Source organism: Gottschalkia acidurici 9a (assembly GCF_000299355.1).
Lineage (GTDB): Bacteria > Bacillota > Clostridia > Tissierellales > Gottschalkiaceae > Gottschalkia > Gottschalkia acidurici.
Map to the genome: position 1 here is coordinate 2901288 of NC_018664.1, position 21230 is coordinate 2922517.

At 30.6% G+C, this 21230-nt stretch carries 23 protein-coding genes; 8 read left to right on the forward strand and 15 right to left on the reverse strand.

Annotated elements, in window-relative coordinates:
* The first annotated feature begins 116 nt into the window (after positions 1–116).
* Positions 117–512, forward strand: a complete 396-nt coding sequence (locus CURI_RS13780; RefSeq protein WP_014968886.1) for a winged helix-turn-helix transcriptional regulator — start codon at positions 117–119, stop codon at positions 510–512.
* A 107-nt stretch (positions 513–619) separates the two neighbouring features.
* Here CURI_RS13780 and CURI_RS13785 read toward each other — a convergent pair whose 3' ends face one another.
* The 5 genes from CURI_RS13785 to CURI_RS16450 form a co-directional block, all read right to left on the reverse strand.
* Positions 620–1564, reverse strand: coding sequence for a hypothetical protein (locus CURI_RS13785; protein WP_014968887.1), 945 nt, complete (start codon positions 1562–1564; stop codon positions 620–622).
* Positions 1565–1731: 167 nt separating this feature from the next.
* Positions 1732–3258 carry a polyamine aminopropyltransferase gene (locus CURI_RS13790; RefSeq protein WP_014968888.1) on the reverse strand — a complete coding sequence of 509 codons (1527 nt, stop codon included), beginning with the start codon at positions 3256–3258 and terminating at the stop codon, positions 1732–1734.
* Between the two features lie 21 nt (positions 3259–3279).
* Positions 3280–3702, reverse strand: coding sequence for a DUF350 domain-containing protein (locus CURI_RS13795; RefSeq protein ID WP_014968889.1), 423 nt, complete (start codon positions 3700–3702; stop codon positions 3280–3282).
* A 17-nt stretch (positions 3703–3719) separates the two neighbouring features.
* On the reverse strand, positions 3720–4784 hold the full coding sequence (locus CURI_RS13800; protein ID WP_014968890.1) for a DUF4178 domain-containing protein: 1065 nt from the start codon (positions 4782–4784) through the stop codon (positions 3720–3722).
* Positions 4785–4957: 173 nt separating this feature from the next.
* Positions 4958–7036 carry a BclA C-terminal domain-containing protein gene (locus tag CURI_RS16450; RefSeq protein WP_014968891.1) on the reverse strand — a complete coding sequence of 693 codons (2079 nt, stop codon included), beginning with the start codon at positions 7034–7036 and terminating at the stop codon, positions 4958–4960.
* A gap of 385 nt (positions 7037–7421) precedes the next feature.
* Here CURI_RS16450 and CURI_RS13810 point away from each other — a divergent pair, with 385 nt between their 5' ends.
* Positions 7422–8303, forward strand: coding sequence for a DMT family transporter (locus CURI_RS13810; protein WP_014968892.1), 882 nt, complete (start codon positions 7422–7424; stop codon positions 8301–8303).
* Between the two features lie 189 nt (positions 8304–8492).
* Here the strand turns inward: CURI_RS13810 and CURI_RS13815 are convergent, their stop codons facing one another.
* The gene (locus CURI_RS13815; RefSeq protein ID WP_014968893.1) at positions 8493–9815 is read right to left on the reverse strand and encodes a DUF3298 domain-containing protein; all 1323 of its coding nucleotides are present in this window, start codon (positions 9813–9815) and stop codon (positions 8493–8495) included.
* Between the two features lie 260 nt (positions 9816–10075).
* Between CURI_RS13815 and CURI_RS13820 the strand changes: the two genes are divergently transcribed.
* Genes CURI_RS13820 through CURI_RS13830 form a run of 3 tightly spaced genes read left to right on the forward strand, consistent with a single transcriptional unit; the run spans position 10076 to position 11247 of the window.
* Complete coding sequence (locus CURI_RS13820; RefSeq protein WP_051004000.1) at positions 10076–10480, forward strand: YxeA family protein; 405 nt, start codon at positions 10076–10078, stop codon at positions 10478–10480.
* A gap of 50 nt (positions 10481–10530) precedes the next feature.
* The gene (locus CURI_RS13825; RefSeq protein WP_014968895.1) at positions 10531–11022 is read left to right on the forward strand and encodes a DUF2975 domain-containing protein; all 492 of its coding nucleotides are present in this window, start codon (positions 10531–10533) and stop codon (positions 11020–11022) included.
* Positions 11023–11040: 18 nt separating this feature from the next.
* On the forward strand, positions 11041–11247 hold the full coding sequence (locus tag CURI_RS13830; protein WP_041701833.1) for a helix-turn-helix domain-containing protein: 207 nt from the start codon (positions 11041–11043) through the stop codon (positions 11245–11247).
* A gap of 176 nt (positions 11248–11423) precedes the next feature.
* Here CURI_RS13830 and CURI_RS15955 read toward each other — a convergent pair whose 3' ends face one another.
* The 4 genes from CURI_RS15955 to CURI_RS13845 all read right to left on the reverse strand — a co-directional run bounded on the left by CURI_RS15955 (position 11424) and on the right by CURI_RS13845 (position 14140).
* On the reverse strand, positions 11424–11597 hold the full coding sequence (locus tag CURI_RS15955) for a hypothetical protein (RefSeq protein WP_187287406.1): 174 nt from the start codon (positions 11595–11597) through the stop codon (positions 11424–11426).
* Between the two features lie 136 nt (positions 11598–11733).
* Positions 11734–12636, reverse strand: coding sequence for a GNAT family N-acetyltransferase (locus CURI_RS13835; protein ID WP_014968897.1), 903 nt, complete (start codon positions 12634–12636; stop codon positions 11734–11736).
* A gap of 145 nt (positions 12637–12781) precedes the next feature.
* A complete protein-coding gene (locus CURI_RS13840) occupies positions 12782–13054 on the reverse strand; it encodes a CD3324 family protein (RefSeq protein ID WP_014968898.1) in 273 nt (90 codons plus the stop codon).
* 360 nt (positions 13055–13414) lie between these two features.
* Positions 13415–14140 carry an MBL fold metallo-hydrolase gene (locus CURI_RS13845; RefSeq protein ID WP_014968899.1) on the reverse strand — a complete coding sequence of 242 codons (726 nt, stop codon included), beginning with the start codon at positions 14138–14140 and terminating at the stop codon, positions 13415–13417.
* 418 nt (positions 14141–14558) lie between these two features.
* Here CURI_RS13845 and CURI_RS13850 point away from each other — a divergent pair, with 418 nt between their 5' ends.
* The 3 genes from CURI_RS13850 (at position 14559) to CURI_RS13860 (ending at position 16783) form a co-directional block, all read left to right on the forward strand.
* A complete protein-coding gene (locus tag CURI_RS13850) occupies positions 14559–15452 on the forward strand; it encodes an AraC family transcriptional regulator (RefSeq protein ID WP_014968900.1) in 894 nt (297 codons plus the stop codon).
* Positions 15453–15540: 88 nt separating this feature from the next.
* A complete protein-coding gene (locus CURI_RS13855) occupies positions 15541–16296 on the forward strand; it encodes a class I SAM-dependent methyltransferase (protein ID WP_014968901.1) in 756 nt (251 codons plus the stop codon).
* Positions 16297–16534: 238 nt separating this feature from the next.
* Positions 16535–16783, forward strand: coding sequence for a helix-turn-helix domain-containing protein (locus tag CURI_RS13860; RefSeq protein WP_041701834.1), 249 nt, complete (start codon positions 16535–16537; stop codon positions 16781–16783).
* 283 nt (positions 16784–17066) lie between these two features.
* Here CURI_RS13860 and CURI_RS13865 read toward each other — a convergent pair whose 3' ends face one another.
* The 5 genes from CURI_RS13865 to CURI_RS13885 all read right to left on the reverse strand — a co-directional run bounded on the left by CURI_RS13865 (position 17067) and on the right by CURI_RS13885 (position 21183).
* Positions 17067–17585 (reverse strand): nitroreductase family protein, encoded by a 519-nt coding sequence (locus CURI_RS13865; RefSeq protein WP_014968902.1) that lies wholly within the window; start codon positions 17583–17585, stop codon positions 17067–17069.
* Between the two features lie 112 nt (positions 17586–17697).
* Positions 17698–18636, reverse strand: coding sequence for a tRNA modification radical SAM protein MnmL/YtqA (gene mnmL / locus CURI_RS13870; RefSeq protein ID WP_228370434.1), 939 nt, complete (start codon positions 18634–18636; stop codon positions 17698–17700).
* 320 nt (positions 18637–18956) lie between these two features.
* Entirely contained in the window at positions 18957–19550 is a 594-nt protein-coding gene (locus CURI_RS13875; protein WP_014968904.1) for a TetR/AcrR family transcriptional regulator, read from the reverse strand.
* Between the two features lie 132 nt (positions 19551–19682).
* Complete coding sequence (locus tag CURI_RS13880; RefSeq protein ID WP_014968905.1) at positions 19683–20294, reverse strand: GNAT family N-acetyltransferase; 612 nt, start codon at positions 20292–20294, stop codon at positions 19683–19685.
* 70 nt (positions 20295–20364) lie between these two features.
* A complete protein-coding gene (locus tag CURI_RS13885; protein WP_014968906.1) occupies positions 20365–21183 on the reverse strand; it encodes an EFR1 family ferrodoxin in 819 nt (272 codons plus the stop codon).
* Positions 21184–21230 lie beyond the last annotated feature (47 nt).

Consider the following 21230-nt stretch of genomic DNA (forward strand, 5'->3'; position numbering starts at 1 on the left):
TTTAAAAAATTAACTATTTGCTATAATATGATAATATATATTAAATATCTTTTTGGCAATTAGGCACTTTTTAGTTATATAGTACCCTAAAAGATACTATTAGAGAGGTGGTTAGAATGACAGATTGTGTGAAGAAACATGAAGAATGCTATATGAGAGAGCACTGCTTGAAGTATGACATTTGCCCTATGACCTTAGTTCAAAGAATACTTTCAGGAAAATGGAAGATATTAATTTTATGGTATCTAAGCTATAAGGAATTAAGATTTATGGAAATTAAGAGAAAGCTTCCAAATGTTACTCAAAAAATGGTTACTCAACAGCTAAGAGGTCTCGAAGAAGATAAGCTTATATACAGAAAAGTATTTCCAGTTGTTCCTCCAAAAGTTGAATATGGATTAACAGATCTAGGAAAAAAAATAATCCCTATCTTAGAAATGATGCATAAGTTTGGAGCTGGATATTTAGAAGATAATTTTGATAATGTAGCCTACGAGGATAGCCTAGAGTAAATGTATATACAAAAGCCCCTTAATTTATAAATTAAAGGGCTTTTTGTATAAGTTTATAGTAACAATTGATACTCTTTTATCTAATATTAAATCTTCATTAAATATGCTTAAAAGTTATTATCGCCAATAATCTCTTTTCTATATTTTTCTGCCTCATCTGATAATTTATAACCTGTTTTGCTCAATATATCCATGTAGTTTCTTAGCATCTGAATAGTACCGCTTTCTTCATTACTTTTTAGTATATCTAAGTATATATTCTTTGCATTTTCATCTATCATTCCTGAATCATAACTAAAAAGAGGAGTATTATTTGCACCGTAAAGCATAAAAGTAAGATATCTCTTTTTTAATTCCTCTATTTCGGATGATTTTACTGAATTCTCATGATTCTTAAGAAATCTTTCTTGATCCAAGGTTCTAGATACAATTTCATCCCAACCAATAATAAGAGCAGCATCTTTTACAGGAACTTTATTAGATTCCGCAGCCATAATATCAATATAGTCTTTTAAGTCATCTGTTACGTTTGAGCTATATTTTTTGTAGTATTCATAGTTAATAATAGGAAAATACATTCCTTCTGCAGTTTCAACTTTATATCCACTATCTCTTGTTTTTATTAAAATATTTTTAAGATCATTATCTTGTATATCTTCAACTTTACTTAAATCTAAATCAGGATTATATATACTATTTATTTTTCTTTGAACTTCTTCACTTCTATAGTATTTCTCCTCAAAAGTCGTTAAATTATTTTTCTGAATTTTTTCAAGCTCATTAATCATTATAGTTAAGTTTTCTTTCGAAATATTAGAAGCATTTTTATCAATAAATTTAATTATAGTATCAGCTTCTGAATCACTTTTTAAGAGATTGTCAAAATCAAGCATTATCTTTTTTTGATTATCCGCTTGTACATCCGTTTTCTTCTTTTCTTCGTCTTTAACATTACCATTATTCTTCACACACCCAGCCATTAAACTCATTCCTAATGCTAGTAATATAAGTGTTAAGCGTAAGAATACTTTTCTATTAAGTATATTTATCATAGTAAATTCTCCTTTATCACAGTTTATGATACTATTCACTATACTAATTATAACATGAAATATTTGAGTCTTACTTTTACAATTTCATTTCTAAGAGAAAAATATCTACTTTATATTTATTATAGCCTTTATAGTCTATAATAAATATATTATTGCTTAAGACACACTTACCTCCATGCATTCACAGCGTCTAAATAATACTTTAATAGCTGAGGCTTTACTAGTGTATTCGTTGTTATTTCGTTCTTGTTAACTATTTCATCTTTACTAAATTTAAATAATCCATCTATCGCTTCATCATTTAAAAACTTAGTTTCTATATCTAGTTTAATATGCTTAGTATCCATAGGTATTTTAGTAGCTAATTGAAATCCCCAGTCTCCAAAAGTTGGTACTTCTACATGATATGGAGTCACATTAAATCCTTCTTCCTCTATAGTTTTATTTATACACCAATATGCTTCTTTTGCATAGTATGGACTTGTTGACTGAACTGACATAGCTCCTTCATTGGATAGAATATTTCCACATAGTCTATAAAATACATTAGTATATAGCTTATTTAGACTTTCGTTGTTAGGATCAGGTAAGTCTACTATTATAACATCATAAATTTCTTTACATCGCTCGATAAAGTTAAATGCATCATCATATATAAGTTCTACCTTTTCATTACTCAATGAGTTGTTATTTATTTTTGTTATATGCTTATTGCTCATACTTAGCTTTACCATCTCTTCATCCAAATCAACTAGTGTAATTTTTTTAACCTCTGGATACTTCAGCACCTCCCTAACAGCTAGTCCATCTCCACCTCCTAGTATAAGAACCTTTTCTGCTCTCTTAGCTACATTCATTGGTATATGTACTAATGATTCATGGTATCTATATTCATCACTAGCTGAGAACTGTATATTGCCATCTATAAATACTCTTAAATCATCCTTGTGTTTTGTAACTACAATGTTTTGATACTTTGTTTGTTGTGATAAAATTACTTTATCTCTATATAGTTTTCCCTCTATGGAATTAGCTATGTTATCAGAGAATATTACTCCACTAATCATTACTGCTAGTATTGATATAGTTATTACCTTAAAACCTATTATATTTTTAATATATTCTTTATATCTATAAACTATAACCAATGAAACGACTATATTTAAAGATCCTACCAAAAAAGCCGTAGTGAAATATCCTAGATTAGGAAGTAAAACTAGTGGAAAAGCTATAGATCCTATTAAACCTCCTATATAATCGAAGCTAAATATAGTGGATAGTGTTATTCTTAAGTTATTTGTATTATCTTCTATAATCCTTGTTAATATTGGTATTTCAAATCCTACAAAAGTTCCTATGAGGATTATTTCTATGTACATTATCAGTTCATAGCTCTCAATATAAATATTTGATAGAAATAGTATTAATGTACTTATTCCTCCTAATACTCCTACACCTATTTCTACAGCAACGAACCAATCAAAAAGGTTTGTCTTAATGTATTTAGATAAATATGATCCTAATCCCATAGCGCTCATATATAACCCTATTGTTATTGAAAATTGCTTTATACTATCTCCAACTAAAAAAGAACTGATTGAGCTAATCAATACCTCATAAATAATTGAACATCCTGAGATTATTAAAGTTGTTAACATCAATACTTTATAGTTAAATGTCTTGACCTTATTCATTTGCATCACCTATGTTGTCATTTAATAAATAGCACCACTTATTACTATTGATATTCCTATGAATAGTCCCATGACCATCAATCCTGCCGCAGGGTTACTATCCTCTATTTCTTTGTTTAAATTATATTTTTTATTTATTGCCTGCATAGCCAAATATCCTAATATGCATATACCGATTCCAATAAAGAAATATATTATTGTACTAGCTATTCCTTCTAATAACGTAGTTGTTGTTTCCACTATTTCTAGTGATATTATGGCACTCTTTAAAATTATGCCTACTCCAATATATATACCTGCCGTTATATAACCCACAGCGACATTTCTATTTTTTATTTCAGTTGGAAAATGACATGGTATAACCAAGTCAACTAGAAAAGTTCCTAGACTCATTAAAGTTATTCCTATGCCACAATATATTATAGTATTTATTATATCTTGCAATTGTAAAACTCCTTTCTTTATTTACCTGAACTAATGCCACCACCTGATGATAGTCTAGAGTTCACACTACTTTGCTTTATACTATCAGAGTATGTTTTATATCTATTTTGATTTTGGTTAGATGCTTTGTTATTATAGTATCCTCTATAATATCTATTTGCTGTATGACTGCCTCTATAAAGAGTGTTTCTACTTGAATATACATACTCTCTTGAACTTACCTGTAACAATGTCCTTGTATCTTCACTTAAATAGATTAATGCCATTTCATCTGTCGTAATTATTACTACCGTACCATCTTCCTCACTCTCTTGAACATTCTCTACATCTCCTTGCAGTTCGTCTATCAGTAACTTAGCTACCTCCTCTATCTTTTTATTTATTGAGTATACATCAGCCTTCTTGCTATTGTCCATGTCTGAAGTCACAGAGGTCTCGTACTGAAAGTTACTGTTTGATTCTATAACCTTAGATAGTCTTCTATCTTGATCATCAGAATCTGAAAGTATTGATACTACAAAAATTATTAAAATAATTGCAATTGTAATGCCTAAGTTTTTTTTATCTTCTTTGTGCTCATTAGATTTATTTATTCTATCTAATATATCTTTATTTTGTTTAGCATTAAATTTCGAGTCTAACTTCTTTATGTCATCCTTGTCTATATAGTGTCCTTTTGAAAATTCATCATCAGAACCCCATCTTTCTCCTGATATTAATAACTCTTCTGTACTGTCCTCATATTCTTTATATGACACTATTTCATCTATATCTACATCTACATTTCCACCATAGTCTAATACCCTTGCTGAGCTACTATCTACATTTCTATATCCAATAGATTTAATATTTTCTTCTAAAAACTCTTCACTATATGACTCTTCCTTATATACAGCATATTCATCATTTAATCTATCAACACTCAGCCATCTTATCTGAGATCTTTCTTTTGACCTTAGCTTATATTCAATCCATCTTGTACCATCAAAGTCTTCAAATAGTATGTAGCCATCTACGACAAATCTGACCCCATTGAGTATAATTTCACTATCTATATCTAGTGATAAATTATCATTTATCATTCTGTCTTACCTACCTTTTTATTGTCTTTCTTTATTATAGTTTTCTAGTAAAATTATATCACAAATTAAACTTATTACCTTTTATTTTTATATTTCTATTCACTTACTTTACTATCTAAGAAATCATCCATCAATAAAAAGTAAGCCTATCGATAAATATCGATAGGCTATTTTTAGCTTAATCTTTTTACTGTTAAAACAGCATTTACACCAGATGCAAAGTTGAAAACTGTAGCAAGGCCAGCAGTTATAGCAAGATCTATTACATTTCCTGTAGAAAGTGATACTATAGTAGAGTTTGTAAAGACTGCAGTTGCCCCTATACTTAGTGTAGCGCTTACTATAGTTGACGCTATATTTGTACCGTTTATTCTAACAGCTGTTGATATACCTGTACTTACAGTGATAGAACCATATACGATATACTCAATCTCATAAATACCAGTTGCATTTATAGTCAATTGATTTGTTCCAGCAGTTACATTTAAGAGAGATTGATTATTATTAAATGGAACTTGTTGGGTACCCGGAAGTACGAAGGTAAGTGAAGATGCAGTATTATTATATTTTCCACCATAAGCACTCAGTCCACCAGCTGGTCCTGTTGGACCTGTTGCTCCATCTGCTCCGGTCGCTCCGGTTGCTCCGGTTGATCCTGTTGATCCATTTGCTCCTGTGGCTCCTGTGGCTCCTGTAGGCCCTGTTGATCCAGTGGCTCCATCTGCCCCTGTAGCTCCGATTGATCCTGTTGGACCAGTCGCTCCCACTGCTCCTGTAGCTCCTGTTGGACCTGTTGCTCCATCTGATCCTGTGGCTCCTGTGGCTCCTGTAGACCCTGTTGATCCAGTGGCCCCATCTGCTCCTGTCGCTCCGGTTGCTCCTGCTACTCCTGCTTCCCCAGTTGCTCCTGTCGCTCCTGTCGGGCCGGTTGCCCCATCTGACCCGGTTGGTCCAGTTGCCCCAGTTGGGCCTGTTTCTCCTGTTGCTCCATCTGCTCCGGTAGCTCCTGTCGCTCCCACTGGGCCTATTTCTCCTGTGGCTCCTGTGACTCCTGTTGGCCCTGGTATTCCGTCTGATCCTGTTGATCCTGTAGCTCCAGTTGGCCCTGTTTCTCCTGTTGCTCCATCTGCTCCGGTAGCTCCTGTCGCTCCCACTGGGCCTGTTTCTCCTGTTGGACCATCTGCTCCTGTCGCTCCTGTCGCTCCATCTGCCCCGGTTGGACCTGTGGCTCCGGTTGCTCCAGTTTCTCCAGCTGCTCCGTCAGCTCCAGTTGATCCAGTTGATCCAGTTGGCCCTGTTATTCCATCTGCTCCTGTTGGGCCGGTTGGACCATCTGCTCCTGTTGGGCCGGTTGGACCTATTGGTCCATTAGAACCTGTCGGACCAGTATCCCCTGTGGCTCCTGTAGCTCCCGTTGGACCAGTGTTTCCATTAGCTCCTGTCGGGCCGGTTGATCCGATTGCGCCGGTAGCACCAGTTGCTCCATCTGCACCAGTATTTCCACGTGGTCCTGTTGGACCGGTTACTCCATCTGCTCCCGTTGCTCCTGTTGGGCCGATTACTCCATCAGCTCCTGTTGGGCCAGTATTCCCTATCGATCCGGTTGCTCCTGTGCTTCCTGTTGGACCGGTGGCTCCTATATTTCCTGTTGGACCGGTGGCTCCTATAACTCCTGTGGCTCCTGTTGGTCCGGTTGATCCCATAGCTCCTGTTGATCCTGTTGATCCTGTTGGGCCAGTTATTCCTGTAGCCCCTGTTGAACCAGTATTCCCACGTGATCCCGTCGGTCCAGTGGCCCCGGTTATTCCTGTAGCTCCTGTTGGACCGGTCATTCCATTAGCTCCTGTTGGACCTATAGCTCCTGTTGATCCGGTAGCTCCTGTTGTTCCTGTTGATCCGGTATTTCCACGTGATCCCGTTGGGCCTGTCGCTCCAGTCGATCCTGTAGCTCCTGTTGGACCGGTTATTCCATTAGCTCCTGTTGGACCTATAGCTCCTGTTGGACCAGTAATTCCAGTTGTTCCTGTTGCTCCCGTATTTCCACGTGATCCTGTTGGACCGGTGGCTCCATTAGCCCCTGTGGCTCCTGTTGGGCCTGTTGGACCGGTGGCTCCCGTTGGCCCGGTTGGACCGGTCGGGCCTGTTGGTCCTATAATATCTTGAATATCTTGAAGAGTTGTAACGTCTAGATATGATTTTACACTACTAGACTCGTCTATATTTGAATCGGAATTTCCGATATCTCTATTCATTTATTATTCCCCCCTCAATTAGTATATTATTGAGAAGTTTTTTTGCTACAATAACTGATAAAGTTCTTACTTATTTGCATTTATCTATCTAGTGACTAAATAAGTGTATATCTTACTTTTTCCTTAATTAATTACATCTAGTGTATTAGATTTTGTCTTTTATTTTAACAATTTCTTGCTTATCATAGTGACATAATAGTATTGCTATGATAAACAAATAAGAGTATGATTAGCTTAAATAAAGATTAAAATGTATTTAATATCTAATCAATATCTACCTATTATAAGTCCTATGATTTTTACTCATAATACATATATATCTATATAATTTTCATATTTTTTAGCACCATTTTTTATTTTAAAATATAGAGATGGAAGTGAGTTTATGATAAATGAAACAAATAAAAATAATATAATCGTGCCAGTTTATGCTTTTATAACTGTCCTTCTTTGGGCATCTGCGTTTGTGTTTACTAAAATAGCTCTTGTAGCCTTTACACCTGAGGCATTAGGTTCGATAAGATATTTATTTGCAAGCAGTTTACTTCTCATCTTCGCAGTTATAAAAAGAACTTCATTGCCAAAGTTAAAAGACATACCTTTATTTTTTTTATCAGGCTTTGCAGGTTTTTCTATGTATGTATATGCATTTAATAAAGGATCTGTAAGTATAAGTGCAGCCACATCAAGTATTTTAATCAGCACTGCTCCAATTATTACGGCTATTCTAGCTAGAATATTTTATAAGGAGAAAATTAATAAAATGTGTTGGTTAGCAATAGGAATGGAGTTCTCAGGCATCTTAATCATTACATTAAATGATGGTGTATTTTCTATAAACAGAGGAATTGGGTGGATACTTGTTTCAGCGCTTTGCATTGGAGTGTATAATATACTTCAGCGCAATCTTCTAAAAAAATACACTCCTTTTGAGTCAACTACATATAGCATATTTGCTGGAACTATACTACTTACTTTGTTTCTAAAAGATGGACTAATACAATTATCTCAAGCTAATATACTACAGATTGTAAATGTTATTTGCTTAGGGATTCTTCCAGGAGCAGTGGCATACTTGCTTTGGGTAACAGCAATATCTAAAGCTACAAAAATCACTACTGTAACAAACTTTATGTTCATTACTCCACTTTTATCTACAATTTTGGGATTATTAATAATTAAAGAAGTTCCATCAACTATAACTATAGTTGGAGGATGTGTTATTATAGCTGGTTCGATATTATTTCAAAAACTTAGCAGAAACTAGTATTAAATATTAGATATATTTAAAAGCACCGTTAAAATTTAAATTTTTAACGGTGCTTTTAGTTAACAATTATTTTTTATATATAAATAACCCCTTGACTCTTTTCTTGCGCCATACAATTAAATCCTATTTATAAGTTATTGGATTTTTCTAAGTCTTTGCTATAACTATCTCTCGGTTTTTTATAGTTTATTTATCTATAGATCCAATTGACAGATAGTATCCATTTTCATTTACTGCTTTTACTGCCTCATTTAAGCCTTTAAAATCAATACTTTTTTCATCTTCATAAGGATTTGACTGTAGTGTTGATACCACATAAACGCAATCTTTAACTGTATCAATCACTTGGCCTACTCCAGCCTCATCTTTCATTTTATTCCATGTTTCTTTATCATAAACAGAAATTGTTGCTATTGTTTCATTACTCAAATTAGAGTCTATAGGAGTATATATGATTTCTGTTTTTTCTGAGTCATTTAAAACTTTCACATTTTTTAATGAGTCAGGTATCTTAACAGTATAGTTGTATTTTTCTACTTGAACTTGCTTATTAAGATTAGAATCCATAGCTGTTAATGTATACTGATTTTCGTCAGCCGAATATGCTATATTTAGAATAGTTTCTAAATAGAATATTGGAGTGTATCCTTTACCATTATTAAATACAAGCGCATTTTCTATCTCTCTTCCGTTCTCAACTGCTTTTTCTCCTTTTACAAGAGTATGTTTTTCTGAACCTTTAGTAATAGATACTGTATTGTTATTTTCTAATGCAACTTTAAAACCTAGTTGCTCTAATGTAGGACGTATAGGAATCATTCTTTCCTCATTAATTAAAAGCGTATCAGCAAAAGGTACTTTAACTTCCTTAATTTTGCTCATGTCAATTTCAAACTTTGGCATACCACTTGACCCTGGAGCAATCTCATACTTATCAAATATAATAACAGCTTTTCCGTTATCATCTACATAAAATTTTGTAGCTGAATTTGTCCCATCAAATCCATCTTCTGTAAAGTATGTGCCAGAAGATGCAACTTTAATTGTTTCACTAATTATATTATTTGCAATTTTATAAGCATTTGAACCCATTAAATCAACTAATGTCTCTATTTGATTATGTTTATCTTTGTCTATTACGATAGTATTTACCTCATCACTTCCAGTGTTACCACTTGATATATAAGTGTATACTAAAACTGATATATATTTTTCACTTTCTTTTATTTCATATTCAAAGTTGATACCTGGTGATTTAAGCTCTTTTGCCTCAGCTACTTTCTTTTCATATAAGTCTCCAACTATTTTATTTAACTTTTTTTCTAGTTCCTTATCTCTCATATTCTCAAATTGTGGTATTTTACCAGTTATCACTTGTGAAGTAGAGTTAAGAGTAACAGATTTAATAGAAGTTGATAACGTATCTGTATCTTTTTCAAAAGCTAATGCTGTTCCAGTCATACACATTGTAACTAATAGAGTGCTTGCTATCACTTTTTTACATTTCATGATCAATACTTCCTTTCAATTTTAATTTTTTTATTTATATATATTATATAGACGCATAACATAATAAAAAAGTTTTAAAGAAGAATATTATTTCTCCTTTTAATGTATAGATACATTATTTAATTTTCAATAATGTTTTTTCTTTATCTTAACATATTATTGTTATTAAATCCTTTTTTATTGTTTTTCAATAATTTTTTATTGTTTTTTTCTTTTCTCTATGGTAATATATATTTATATTTATAAGGGAGTTGATAATGTTGAAAAAAGATATTAAAAGAAAAAAGTTCATCAAAAATACAATAATTTTACTAGGGGTTACTACAGTTATAGTTTTTTTAGGTACTTTTAAATTTATTTTGGATGATCCTTTTATTATAAAAAAGTTAATGCATCCTAAGTACTACGTAAAAATAACAGAAGATGGAGAATATACTTCTGATAAAGATCGAAAACCTTGGTCTTACTATTATGAAACGAAAGCATATAGTAGAAGTGGTAAAGAAATTAAGGTAAGATTCTATGCCAACAAAAATTTAAGAAAAGATGCTTATCTTAGTGTATACTTATGTGGTGGCCCAAAAGAATCTATTTATGATATCGAGCTCTATGAAGAAGTAAATTTAAATGACTTGCCCAAGAATTTAAAAAATAAATTGAACTAATTTAGTTTAATTTTATTTTGTCTAAATTTTATATTAGAAAGGAGTATATTATGAAATTAGATAATAAAAAAATGATTAACTTTATGATGTTTATTTTAAATTTAATTTTAACTTTAGGAGTTATAATTACCTTCAGTATTTATTATAATATTTTTAATTCTGATTTAAAAAATCTAACTCAATATGATATCATTATAATGCTATTCATTTTGACTTTAGGTATAGCATGTACTTTTTTAATAGCATTAAATTTAAGAAAGATATTAAAAACGTTGTTAGGCGGTAACCCTTTTTTATGGGAAAATGTTAAATTATTAAACAGAATATCAATAGAATGTTTCATTATAACTGGATGCTATATTATAAACATCCTACTAAACTTAAAAAAACATTCTTACAAATTTTTATATGTATCTAATAGTATAATTCATACAGATACAGAGCCTTTAATTTTCTTTTTAGCAGGAATATTTATATTAATTTTATCAGTAGTATTTAAACAAGCTATAATTTATAAAGAAGATAGCGATAATACAATTTAAAGAAATGGAATGATAAATATGCCAATAATAGTAAATTTAGATGTGATGATGGCTAAAAGAAAAATTTCACTACAAGATTTAGCTGAAAGAATAGGTATAACTAATTCCAATCTTTCTATATTAAAAAATAATAAAGCTAAAGCTGTAAGATTTTCAACTCTAGAAGCCATATGCAGAGAATTAGATTGTCAACCTGGTGATATTTTAGAATATAGGGATACTTAATTTATTAGTATCCTTATATAACTATCATAACTGTCTGTTATATATTAGATTCTTGAATCAGATCTATTTCTATATTATTATAATCTTTTATGAATGTAAACTTCTCCCCCCTAGATCTTGGATGTACCCTCACACAATTTCTACACCTTTGTTTCTTAATCTACTTAGGGATTCCCCTAAATTTGAAGCCCTAGTCCAATTACTACTTTTGATTCGCCTACTCTCTCATTCTCTTGAGAAATATTCCGATTATGTGCCAATTCAATAGTTCCACATTCTTTGTATTTTAGAAAAACAATATTAACCTCTTCCATGAGACTAGAAGTCCAACTATGAACGTCATTCTCCAACTTCTAATCCATATTTTAAAGAACATTTAATCTATTTTAATGTTTACTAAAGCCATAATAAGTGACATAAAAAATGACATTTCCAAAGACGTATAAAAGTCAAATACTAGTCCTTGATATCTTTGACTAATTATCATTAAGCATGAGATAGTGTAGGAAACATTAAATCCTCCATTCTAAATTTATCATCTCTTCCTACTTTAATGAATAGAATATCATCTTCATCATTTAACAAACTCTTTTCATAAAGAGAGCTATCATTTGGAGTAAATCCTAGAACTATTTTCTTAGTATTATCATTCATCATTAGACTAATAATAGTATCTAAATTTACTTCTTCAGTACTAAGTATTTCTTGCAAGTATAAAACATCATCATCAATATCACAAATAACTGCAGTATCATAGTCCTTAAGGTAGTAAATACTATCCCTCATAAAGTATGTACAATGAAACATTATAAGTGATGGATTATTTCTCATAGAAATTTTGGAAAATGGAAGTGTATTACAAGCCAAATTATAAACAATTTCTCGATCTTTATTATTATCCATATCCATCTTTCTTGACCCCTTTGAATTACCCTTCTTAATCTTACTTATTGAGTATTGGTACTCGTCACATTTAATAAATCCAAACTTGGGGTAAAAATCAAGAACACTATCGTTAGCAAAAAGATAAATAATATCGCATTTATGTTCCCATTCTTTTAGCACGATTTCCATAAGTGCTCTACTTAATCCTTGTCCTTGATATTCCTCATCTGTCATAACAGTTCCAATCTGTATAAACCTTTTCTTGCTTCCTAAAACTAAAAAATCCATAATGTTTACTGAAACATTAGACACTACTTTTCCTTCATTCAACAAAGAGTATGGTATATATTTATCACCCCAATAACCATCTGCATACCATTGTTTAAAATCAAAACCGTAAGTTTTCCGTGTTAAGTTATTAAAACTATTTCTTAATATAATGTCATCTCTATAATCACACTTATAAACATATCTTTTATCATTAATAAATATATCTTCACTCATATCTTTTAATTACTCCTTCACTTTAAATACATATACTTTATTTGTATATTATCTCAGCTTTTTTTCTAAATCAACCTTAACAATTTTTATTAAATGAAAATAAGCCATAAATTAATTTTCTATAATTCACGGCTCTCTAATTTAATTATTTTCTTTTTTCATGTAAAATGATTCTCTCTATACTTTTCTTTGATAGAAAGTATTTTATAGAAAGAGACTTTTTATCTATACCTCTATTATATTCTTCATAAATGGCTTTATTTCTAATCTTTATTTCTTCTCTTGTGCTAGTCGTCTCTCCCCACTTTTTTCTATTTCCTTCTTTTTTGGGTATGTATACATACTCTCCCTCGATGTACCCCTGTATTAGATCCAATATCTCCTTTGGAAATATGTCTTGGGCTTTAATATAGCTCATTAAGTTCCTCCTAATTTAAAATCTTTTTATTTAGGATTGAACAAAGGCTATTTCTAGTTTAGATTTTTAAATGCAATAGCCTTTGCTATGCATTTAAAATAAGCTTCATCATAAACATTAACCCCCCTTTTTTATTAACATATTATTTGCTTTAAGTATATTAAAGTTTAGAGTAATTTCTTTTTTGTGTTTTATACTTAATGTAGTAATTTAACTCTTTAGAATATTCATATATTCTAAAAATAAGCGTATTTCAAAATCCTTGAACCAATTCCTATATTCAAAATTATAGCTCTATAGTTCAGCTAAAAAATATCAGTAGATAAGCTACTCTTCCCCTATTATATACATTTATTTACTCTATTTCAATTTATTCAATTCATCTGTTAAATATCTAATTACTTCTTCTTTAGTCTGTGGTTCATCATGACCTAAAACGTAAGTATTAAAATCAATTTCTTTTATTAGCTTAATGAAAGACTTTAACTTATCTTTATCATAAAGACCATTGTTGTCATAGTAGTCTTCACAATCTGCATCACCAATGAAAATTATTTTTTCTTCAGGTATATAAATCAGCACAGAATCTTCTGAGTGAGGAGCTTGGGTTTCGACTAATTCACAGTGAAGTCCTCCTAAGTCGATTTTTAAGCTGCCGCTAAATTCTACATCTGAAGAAATTACCTTTATTTCCTGTCTATTTGGATACTCTAATTTAATACATCTATCACACATCTCAATATCTTTTCCTGTTTCAAGTCTATCTTTCATATCAGTATCAGACCATCGCCATGTTTCAACTTCTTTTAACTTGTTGTTTGTCAGTTGCCCTGCAATTGTTTTTCCTACTACTGAGTTCATACCAAAAGTATGATCCCAATGCCAGTGTGTAATCACTGTATAGTCTGGAAGTCTCAAATTTAAATTATTTAATTCATAATAAAATTTTTCTACATGTTTAGATGAATTTCCAGCATCTATAGCCAGGGAATATTTATCCCCTTTAATATATCCAAGAACTGGTCTATCAGTTTCTTCTTCTGCAGGTAGATAGTAAATTCTATCAGATATCTTTCTTAGTTCCATGTTTTTGTTCTCCTTTAAAGCTAGATTATATTTACCTAGATATTCAGGTACATATACTATTAATATATTGATTTAAGATTATCTTTTTTTATTTATAATATAGTTAACTATAATAGTTTATCTACAAATTTATACTAGTCAAATAAATGAATAGTGATATATCTTATTCTATTAAAAGCAATGTTTATATTAACTTAAATTATTATTTATCTGTATAAAAATTTAATATTCTATTGTAAATATTTAGATACTTATATGCTATCATGTTGTTAAGTTAATCTCTATAATTTTTTATTAATTATAACAAAACTTTAAACTATTTTTAATTTTCTCATGTTAACAAAATAGGATAAGAAAACTATACTCTTGAATGATATTATTGACTTGAGAGTATGTTCCCATATAAAGGGGGGTTTTGATGGACTATATGGACTTGATTCAAGTAACTTTAAATTATATAGATGAGCACATATTAGAAAAGATAACAGTAGAAGAATTGGCTAATAAAGCAGGATTTTCAACATATCATTATTATAAAGTTTTCAATAGCTTTATAGGTATACCTGTAATGGAGTTTGTAACTCATCGAAAACTTCAACATGCTCTTTTTGATCTTAGTAAAGGTAAAAAGGTGTTAGATATTGCTATTCTTTATGGGTTTGAAACCCATGCTGGATTTACAAAAGCCTTCAAAAAAACCTTTGGATATCCTCCAAGCTTTTATAGAATGCATGCACCTGTAGCCCCACCTCAAAGAATTAATTTAAAAATGCTAAGAGAGAATAGAACTGGAGGTATTATAATGCAGCCAAAGATAGTCAGTATAGATGCTTTTAAAATAGTAGGTTATGAATTTAAAACAACTTTAAGAAATAATGCACATTCTAGGGATATCCCTGCCTTCTGGAATAACTGTAATATTGAAGGTAAAGAAGCTACTCTTTATAGAACTCAACCAATTCCTAAACATGGTGAGTATGGAATTTGTGTAAATACTAATTTAGCTACTGATGAGTTTTCTTATGTGCTAGGAGTAGAGGTTACTAATTTTAATAGTGCTACGGAAGATATGTATAAACTTGAAGTTCCATCAGCCACATATGCAGTATTTACCACCCCATCTGTTGAAGATTGTGACTTTGTTGAATCTATACAAGGTACTTGGAAATATATATTAGAAGAATGGTTCCCTACATCTGGATATGAAATTGATGATACAAAGTTTGATTTCGAGTTTTATGATCAACGTTGCCACACATGGGAATATAGTAAAGTTACTATGGAAATTTATGTGCCTATTAGAAAGGTTTAATCTCAGATAGAAGACTTAATTTATAATTAATTTTTTAATAGGCGTATCACTGTAATAAATTTTAATAATTATAGAGAGGTGTATTTATATGTTTAGTTTTTATAGTAAACTATCTACAGAAGTATATAATATAGACAAACCTATAGGGCTTTCCTTTGGCGATGTAGAGTTTTATAGAGAAAGACTTAAAGTAGTTAAAGGAAGGATTCTCGAACCTGGAGTAGGAACAGGTCGTATCCTGGTTCCTTTATTAGAGGAAGGTCTTATTGTAGATGGTATAGACTCTTCTATTGAAATGTTGGATTTATGCAAGCACCATTGTGAGCAAAGAGGACTTAAGGCTGATCTTTATCAAAAAAATATGGAATCTTTTTCTCTGCCTCACAAATATGAAGCAATTATTATTCCCACAGGCTCATTTTTACTACTGGAGAATTCAAATAAAGCTATAGATGCATTAAAGTGCTTCTATGAGCATCTTTCCAAGGATGGTCGTCTTATAGTTGATATATTTATACAGTCAAATTTTAATACTGGATCTAATTCAACAAGAAGTTGGGTTAACCCAGAAGGAGATTTGATTACATTAAATGAATCACTTGTGGAAGTTGACTTCATTAACCAATGTACAACTTCTCACTTTAGATATGAAAAATGGCGCAATAATCAGCTAATGCAAACTGAACTAGAAAAATTTCCACTTCGATGGTATGGAATAGAGGAGTTTAGATTGATTCTTGAGAGCATTGGATTTACAGATATTATTATCTCTTCTAACTATGAACTTGGCTTATATCCTACAGATAAAGATCAGATTATTACTTTTGAAGCATATCGTAAATAAAACAACTCTTTATCTAGTATTAAATGTAACTCTAGGATAGATTCTTATTAACTTTGACCCCAGAAGAGTTAAGATGAACAAAAATACCATTGAATTTATGAAATCTAGTTATGTCAAGACATAAGATATTAACTTAACTTTACGTTTATTTATTGTTTCCATGGAAAATCCTCCAATATGACTTTTTTACAACTTGCTCTATAATCAAGTTTATAAATACATAATTGGAGGACTTTTTATGATTAATATAAGTAATTCAGCTGATCGAAACTTAATAGGCGACCGTGTTCGGCAAGCCCGTCATAAAGTCAAGCCCAAGGTAACTCAGACAGATTTACTAGCTCGTCTTGCTGTTCGTGGAATTGAGCTGGAGAAGACAACTATTTCTAAAATAGAGTCAAAAACAAGACCAGTTACAGATATTGAACTTGTAGCAATTGCTGATTCATTAGGCGTAAGCGTATTATGGCTATTAAATATGGAGTAAGCTCCATACGTAAGATATCTAATAGATTGAATAATGTCTATTTAAATATATTCTTTAATTATGTTTAGACTGATTACTAAAAATGACTTCTATAGTCATTACCTTTCTTTTCTCTAAACCTTATTTATTAAAACTTTAATAGCACTTATGAAACACCTTATATCTTTTGATTTATGCACGTCACTGCCTAGGTATGAATATAGTCAATTTTACCTCTATTTTTAGATATTTTAGATTGAACTTATTAAAAACAATATACTAATTAAAATACTATAATTATAAATCAAAAGCTATTGTATGAAACAGTTTCTGAAATATCTTTTCTCTTATTATGATTAGGATTTGGCGCTGCATCTTCACTTGGATATCCTATAGGTAAAATACATACAGGTTCAAGATCAGATGGTATACTAAAAGCATTACGTATGGCAACCGGATCAAAATGACCAACCCAAGTTGTACCTAAACCAAGCTCAGTGGCTTGTAGCATCATATGTGTAGCGACAATACTTGCATCAATATCAGCGTGACATTTTCCATCATAACTACGCTTCCATGCCTCATCTTTACTAGCACATACCAGTAAAGCCATAGGTGCATTAAAGTGAAAAATTGTACAATCCTTTAACTTAGTAAGAGCTTCATCACTTTCAATAACCAGAATTCTTTGAGGCTGATAGTTTACAGCAGTAGGCGCTAATTGTGCCGCTTTTAAAACTAAATCTAGTTTTTCTTGCTCAACCTTTCTAACATCAAAATTTCTTAAAGAATATCTTGCTTGTGATAGTTCTATAAAATTCATAAAAATATCCCCTCTCTTCATAAATTCATATAGATTTTTATTATTTTACTTCTACTTTAAATTATAATATACATGAAATAATAAATATAGTACGCACTTTTTTGTAAGATGCTTACACCATAATGCCTTGATAACTATCCCTTCTTTTCAGTTCCATATCAATTCCTGAAAATACTCTCCGTTTATCTAAACTCCATAAAGGCTCTACTAATAATGATCTTTTTCCATCTCCAGTTAATCTATGAATAACCATATTAGGTGATAAGTTCTCTATACTATCCACTACTAAAGATATGTATTCGTCCATAGATAATATGCTAAAAGGTGTTCTCTTATAATATTCATAAAGTTCAGTACCTTTTTGTATATATAGCAAATGAAACTTTACTCCCCAAGTACCTGTATTAGATACATACTTTACAGAAGATATTATGTCCTCCCTTGATTCATTAGGTAGTCCAAGTATTAAATGAGTAACAGTCTTAATATTCCTTTTATTTAACTGCCTTATAGCTTTATCATAACGGTCTAAAGAATATCCTCTTCCAATAAATTCAGCAGTATTCTCATGTATAGTTTGAAGTCCAAGTTCTATCCAAAGAAAAGTTTTCTTATTAATCTCCTCAAGTAAATCTAGTACCTCATCAGACAAACAGTCTGGTCTTGTAGCGATAGCAAGACCTACAACTCCTTCCTGAGATATAGCTGAGTTATACTTTTCTTTTAAATCTTCGTAGGTAGAGTAAGTGTTAGTGAAGTTCTGAAAATAAGCAATATACTTACCTACATTCCATTTTTTCGATAAAAATTCTTTTTGATTTTCTATTTGTTCCTTTATTCCTAAAGTTCTAGAAGCAGCAAATTCTCCTGAGCCTTCTTCTCCACAAAATATACATCCTTTACTTCCTAAGGTTCCATCTCTATTAGGACAAGTGAAGCCTCCATCTAATGAAAGCTTAATTATTTTTGTTCCAAATATTCTTTTCATCTCGTAGTTAAAGGATCTGTATCTTTTATCTCCCCACATCATATTATCACTACCTTTATTCATTCTATTTATACTTTACTCACTCATATCTCGTCCAATTTACAAGTAGTATGCTTTATCTAATAAATTTCTGTAGTAATTATATCATGATTAATAGAATAAATAAAAAAGTTACTTGTAGTGGCTATTTATTATATATTTCAACGTTAATAATTAGATATTTTATATTAACTTAGAAAAATATAGATCTCTTAAGATTCTACTGAAAATGATATGGAGTATTTAAGTTAATATTTTCAAAGCAACAGCTTAAACAAGTACTATTAATATTTTACTTAGTATTACTTGTTTAAACTTTCTTATATATACTCAAATTTATATACTTATAGTTTTAATTTCTCTACTATTAACATTTCAACTAACTCTGAAATTTCCCCATCATAACTTAATGTTCCATTAGATAATAAAATTGAAATACCATGTACCATTGCCCACATTGCTATTATATTTTTAGTATATTCACTTTCATCTACAGCCATATTGTGTAATAAATTTATAGCACTATTTTTAAATATTTCAAAAGTACTTGCATCATGATATTCAAATTTATTATTTTTAATATTAATGGGATATTGATTTTCTCCTAAGAATAGAAACTTTAAATAGTCTGGATTATCCACCATGAACTTAACATATTTTTTACCAAGTTCTATAATTTGCTTCTGTGGATCATTAGAATAAAATTTTACTGTTTCTTTTAAAGACTCTTCAAATTCTTTATTTACATGATTTCCTATAGCAGTAACTAGCTCTTCTTTATTTTTAAAGTGCTTATATGGTGCAGTATGACTGACATTACACATTGCTGCTACCTTTCTTAAAGAAAATTCTTCTATACCTTTTTCATTTAATAATTTTAATCCTTTTAATATTAAACTCTTTTTCAAATCTCCATGATGATATGTAGCTTTAGTCATAATATCTTCCTTCTCCATCCTTGAAAATATATAGAATAAGATTACTATAGTATAATGAATAGTATTTATCTATTTACTTCATATTTATCGCTTCTTAAGATTCAACTAATCTAAGCATTTCTTTTTTATTAATTAAGCTAACTCTTTTTTCATATTTATAACACTTTTAAATCCAGCTTTATATGTGATAATTCCAAAATTGTCTTGATCTATTACAGTAAACCCCACTCTTTCATATAGTTTCTTTGCTCTTGGATTGGTGTCCACAACTTCAAGTACTATTGTTCTTTTACCTATATTTTTTGCATAATTAAATGCTGCATCAAGTAATTTACTACCTATCCCTTTTCCCTGTGCTTCTTTTGCTACAGCAATAGGATCTATATGAACCTCACTATCACTGCTATGATTATGAGCTAAACGATAACATTTGTATCCAATGTATCTCCATATGCCTCCAAGGGTACCAAAAACCTTTTTGAGTTCTTTAAGTTTTAGTTCAACGTATCTACTTCCTCCTGTTTCCAATCCAATAAGTCCATAAACGCTATTATTACTTATAGCATATAATCCACTATCATAATTAATACAGTTTCTTAAACATTCAATTGCTTGTTCTTCATTTTTAGTAAAAAGCCACAGATATTCAAACTTTTTTGGAAAAGAGTTGAAAAATATCCGTGCAACTTTTATTTTTTGATCCTCATTTAAAGTTTGAACTATTTTAATCTCTTCATTGTTCATAAAAAATCCCCCTAAAACCATATTTATATGAGTGACATTTAAACATCAAAATTATAATAATAGCGTTTATTTATCTATCAATAGTTTTCTTATTTATAATTATTTTTTTATTTATAGGAATTCCTTTATATTTCTCTTTTCCTCTTGTTCCAAGTCCTATTACTGCATCATTAGGACATATATTTATACACCCATTACAACCAATACATTCTCCATTAACCCTAGGAAATGTTTCTATATTCATTCTGCCAGTAGGACATGTGTTAACACATAAAGAGCACTTCGTACATTTAGAAGTGTCTACCTTTGTAACAAACCAAAATGGTAAAAACATTTTTATGAACGTTTTTGAAACTAAATGTTGCCAACAAAAATTAAACTTAGGTCGAGGAACTGTTTGTGAAGATAATTTATTTTCATCAAATATATTGCTTAATTTTTCTCCAAGTTCATAAATAGAGTTTTGTTTTTCTTTCGTAGGCCTTTGAACTTCATAAGTTTTACCTACTTTTCTTATAAATGTCCAAGAATCTTCACATTCCATATTTGACTGATTTATAACATTAAATCCTCTTTCCTTTAAACTATCAAAAAGAATTAGATCTGAGTTTGCAGGCTCCCCTGCATGAGTGGTAAAAGTAAAACATGGTTTACCACTTTCTTTTTTAAGATTTTTAATTAATTTCATAATATTAAAAGCTGGTTTAAATCCATAGATTGGCGATGCAAATCCTACTAAATCATAATTTTCAATAATGTTATTATTAAGGTCATCGATCTTTACTATTTGACAAGTGTTAATTCCATCTTTCTCTATTCCCATTTTTATGAGCTCGACACCATGTTTTGTATTACCAGAGCCGCTGTAATAGATTATTAATGTTTTCACTTACTTATTCCTCCTAAAGTCTTAGATAAAGAGATTTCATACTAGCA

Bases quoted from the DNA above. Each gene is read 5' to 3' on its own strand.
- CURI_RS13780 (WP_014968886.1), top strand. From the start codon at position 117: ATGACAGATTGTGTGAAGAAACATGAAGAATGCTATATGAGAGAGCAC.
- CURI_RS13785 (WP_014968887.1), bottom strand. From the start codon at position 1,564: ATGATAAATATACTTAATAGAAAAGTATTCTTACGCTTAACACTTATA.
- CURI_RS13790 (WP_014968888.1), bottom strand. From the start codon at position 3,258: ATGAATAAGGTCAAGACATTTAACTATAAAGTATTGATGTTAACAACT.
- CURI_RS13800 (WP_014968890.1), bottom strand. From the start codon at position 4,784: ATGATAAATGATAATTTATCACTAGATATAGATAGTGAAATTATACTC.
- CURI_RS16450 (WP_014968891.1), bottom strand. From the start codon at position 7,036: ATGAATAGAGATATCGGAAATTCCGATTCAAATATAGACGAGTCTAGT.
- CURI_RS13810 (WP_014968892.1), top strand. From the start codon at position 7,422: ATGATAAATGAAACAAATAAAAATAATATAATCGTGCCAGTTTATGCT.
- CURI_RS13815 (WP_014968893.1), bottom strand. From the start codon at position 9,815: ATGAAATGTAAAAAAGTGATAGCAAGCACTCTATTAGTTACAATGTGT.
- CURI_RS13825 (WP_014968895.1), top strand. From the start codon at position 10,531: ATGAAATTAGATAATAAAAAAATGATTAACTTTATGATGTTTATTTTA.
- CURI_RS13830 (WP_041701833.1), top strand. From the start codon at position 11,041: ATGCCAATAATAGTAAATTTAGATGTGATGATGGCTAAAAGAAAAATT.
- CURI_RS13835 (WP_014968897.1), bottom strand. From the start codon at position 12,636: ATGAGTGAAGATATATTTATTAATGATAAAAGATATGTTTATAAGTGT.
- CURI_RS13840 (WP_014968898.1), bottom strand. From the start codon at position 13,054: ATGAGCTATATTAAAGCCCAAGACATATTTCCAAAGGAGATATTGGAT.
- CURI_RS13845 (WP_014968899.1), bottom strand. From the start codon at position 14,140: ATGGAACTAAGAAAGATATCTGATAGAATTTACTATCTACCTGCAGAA.
- CURI_RS13850 (WP_014968900.1), top strand. From the start codon at position 14,559: ATGGACTATATGGACTTGATTCAAGTAACTTTAAATTATATAGATGAG.
- CURI_RS13855 (WP_014968901.1), top strand. From the start codon at position 15,541: ATGTTTAGTTTTTATAGTAAACTATCTACAGAAGTATATAATATAGAC.
- CURI_RS13860 (WP_041701834.1), top strand. From the start codon at position 16,535: ATGATTAATATAAGTAATTCAGCTGATCGAAACTTAATAGGCGACCGT.
- CURI_RS13865 (WP_014968902.1), bottom strand. From the start codon at position 17,585: ATGAATTTTATAGAACTATCACAAGCAAGATATTCTTTAAGAAATTTT.
- mnmL (WP_228370434.1), bottom strand. From the start codon at position 18,636: ATGAATAAAGGTAGTGATAATATGATGTGGGGAGATAAAAGATACAGA.
- CURI_RS13875 (WP_014968904.1), bottom strand. From the start codon at position 19,550: ATGACTAAAGCTACATATCATCATGGAGATTTGAAAAAGAGTTTAATA.
- CURI_RS13880 (WP_014968905.1), bottom strand. From the start codon at position 20,294: ATGAACAATGAAGAGATTAAAATAGTTCAAACTTTAAATGAGGATCAA.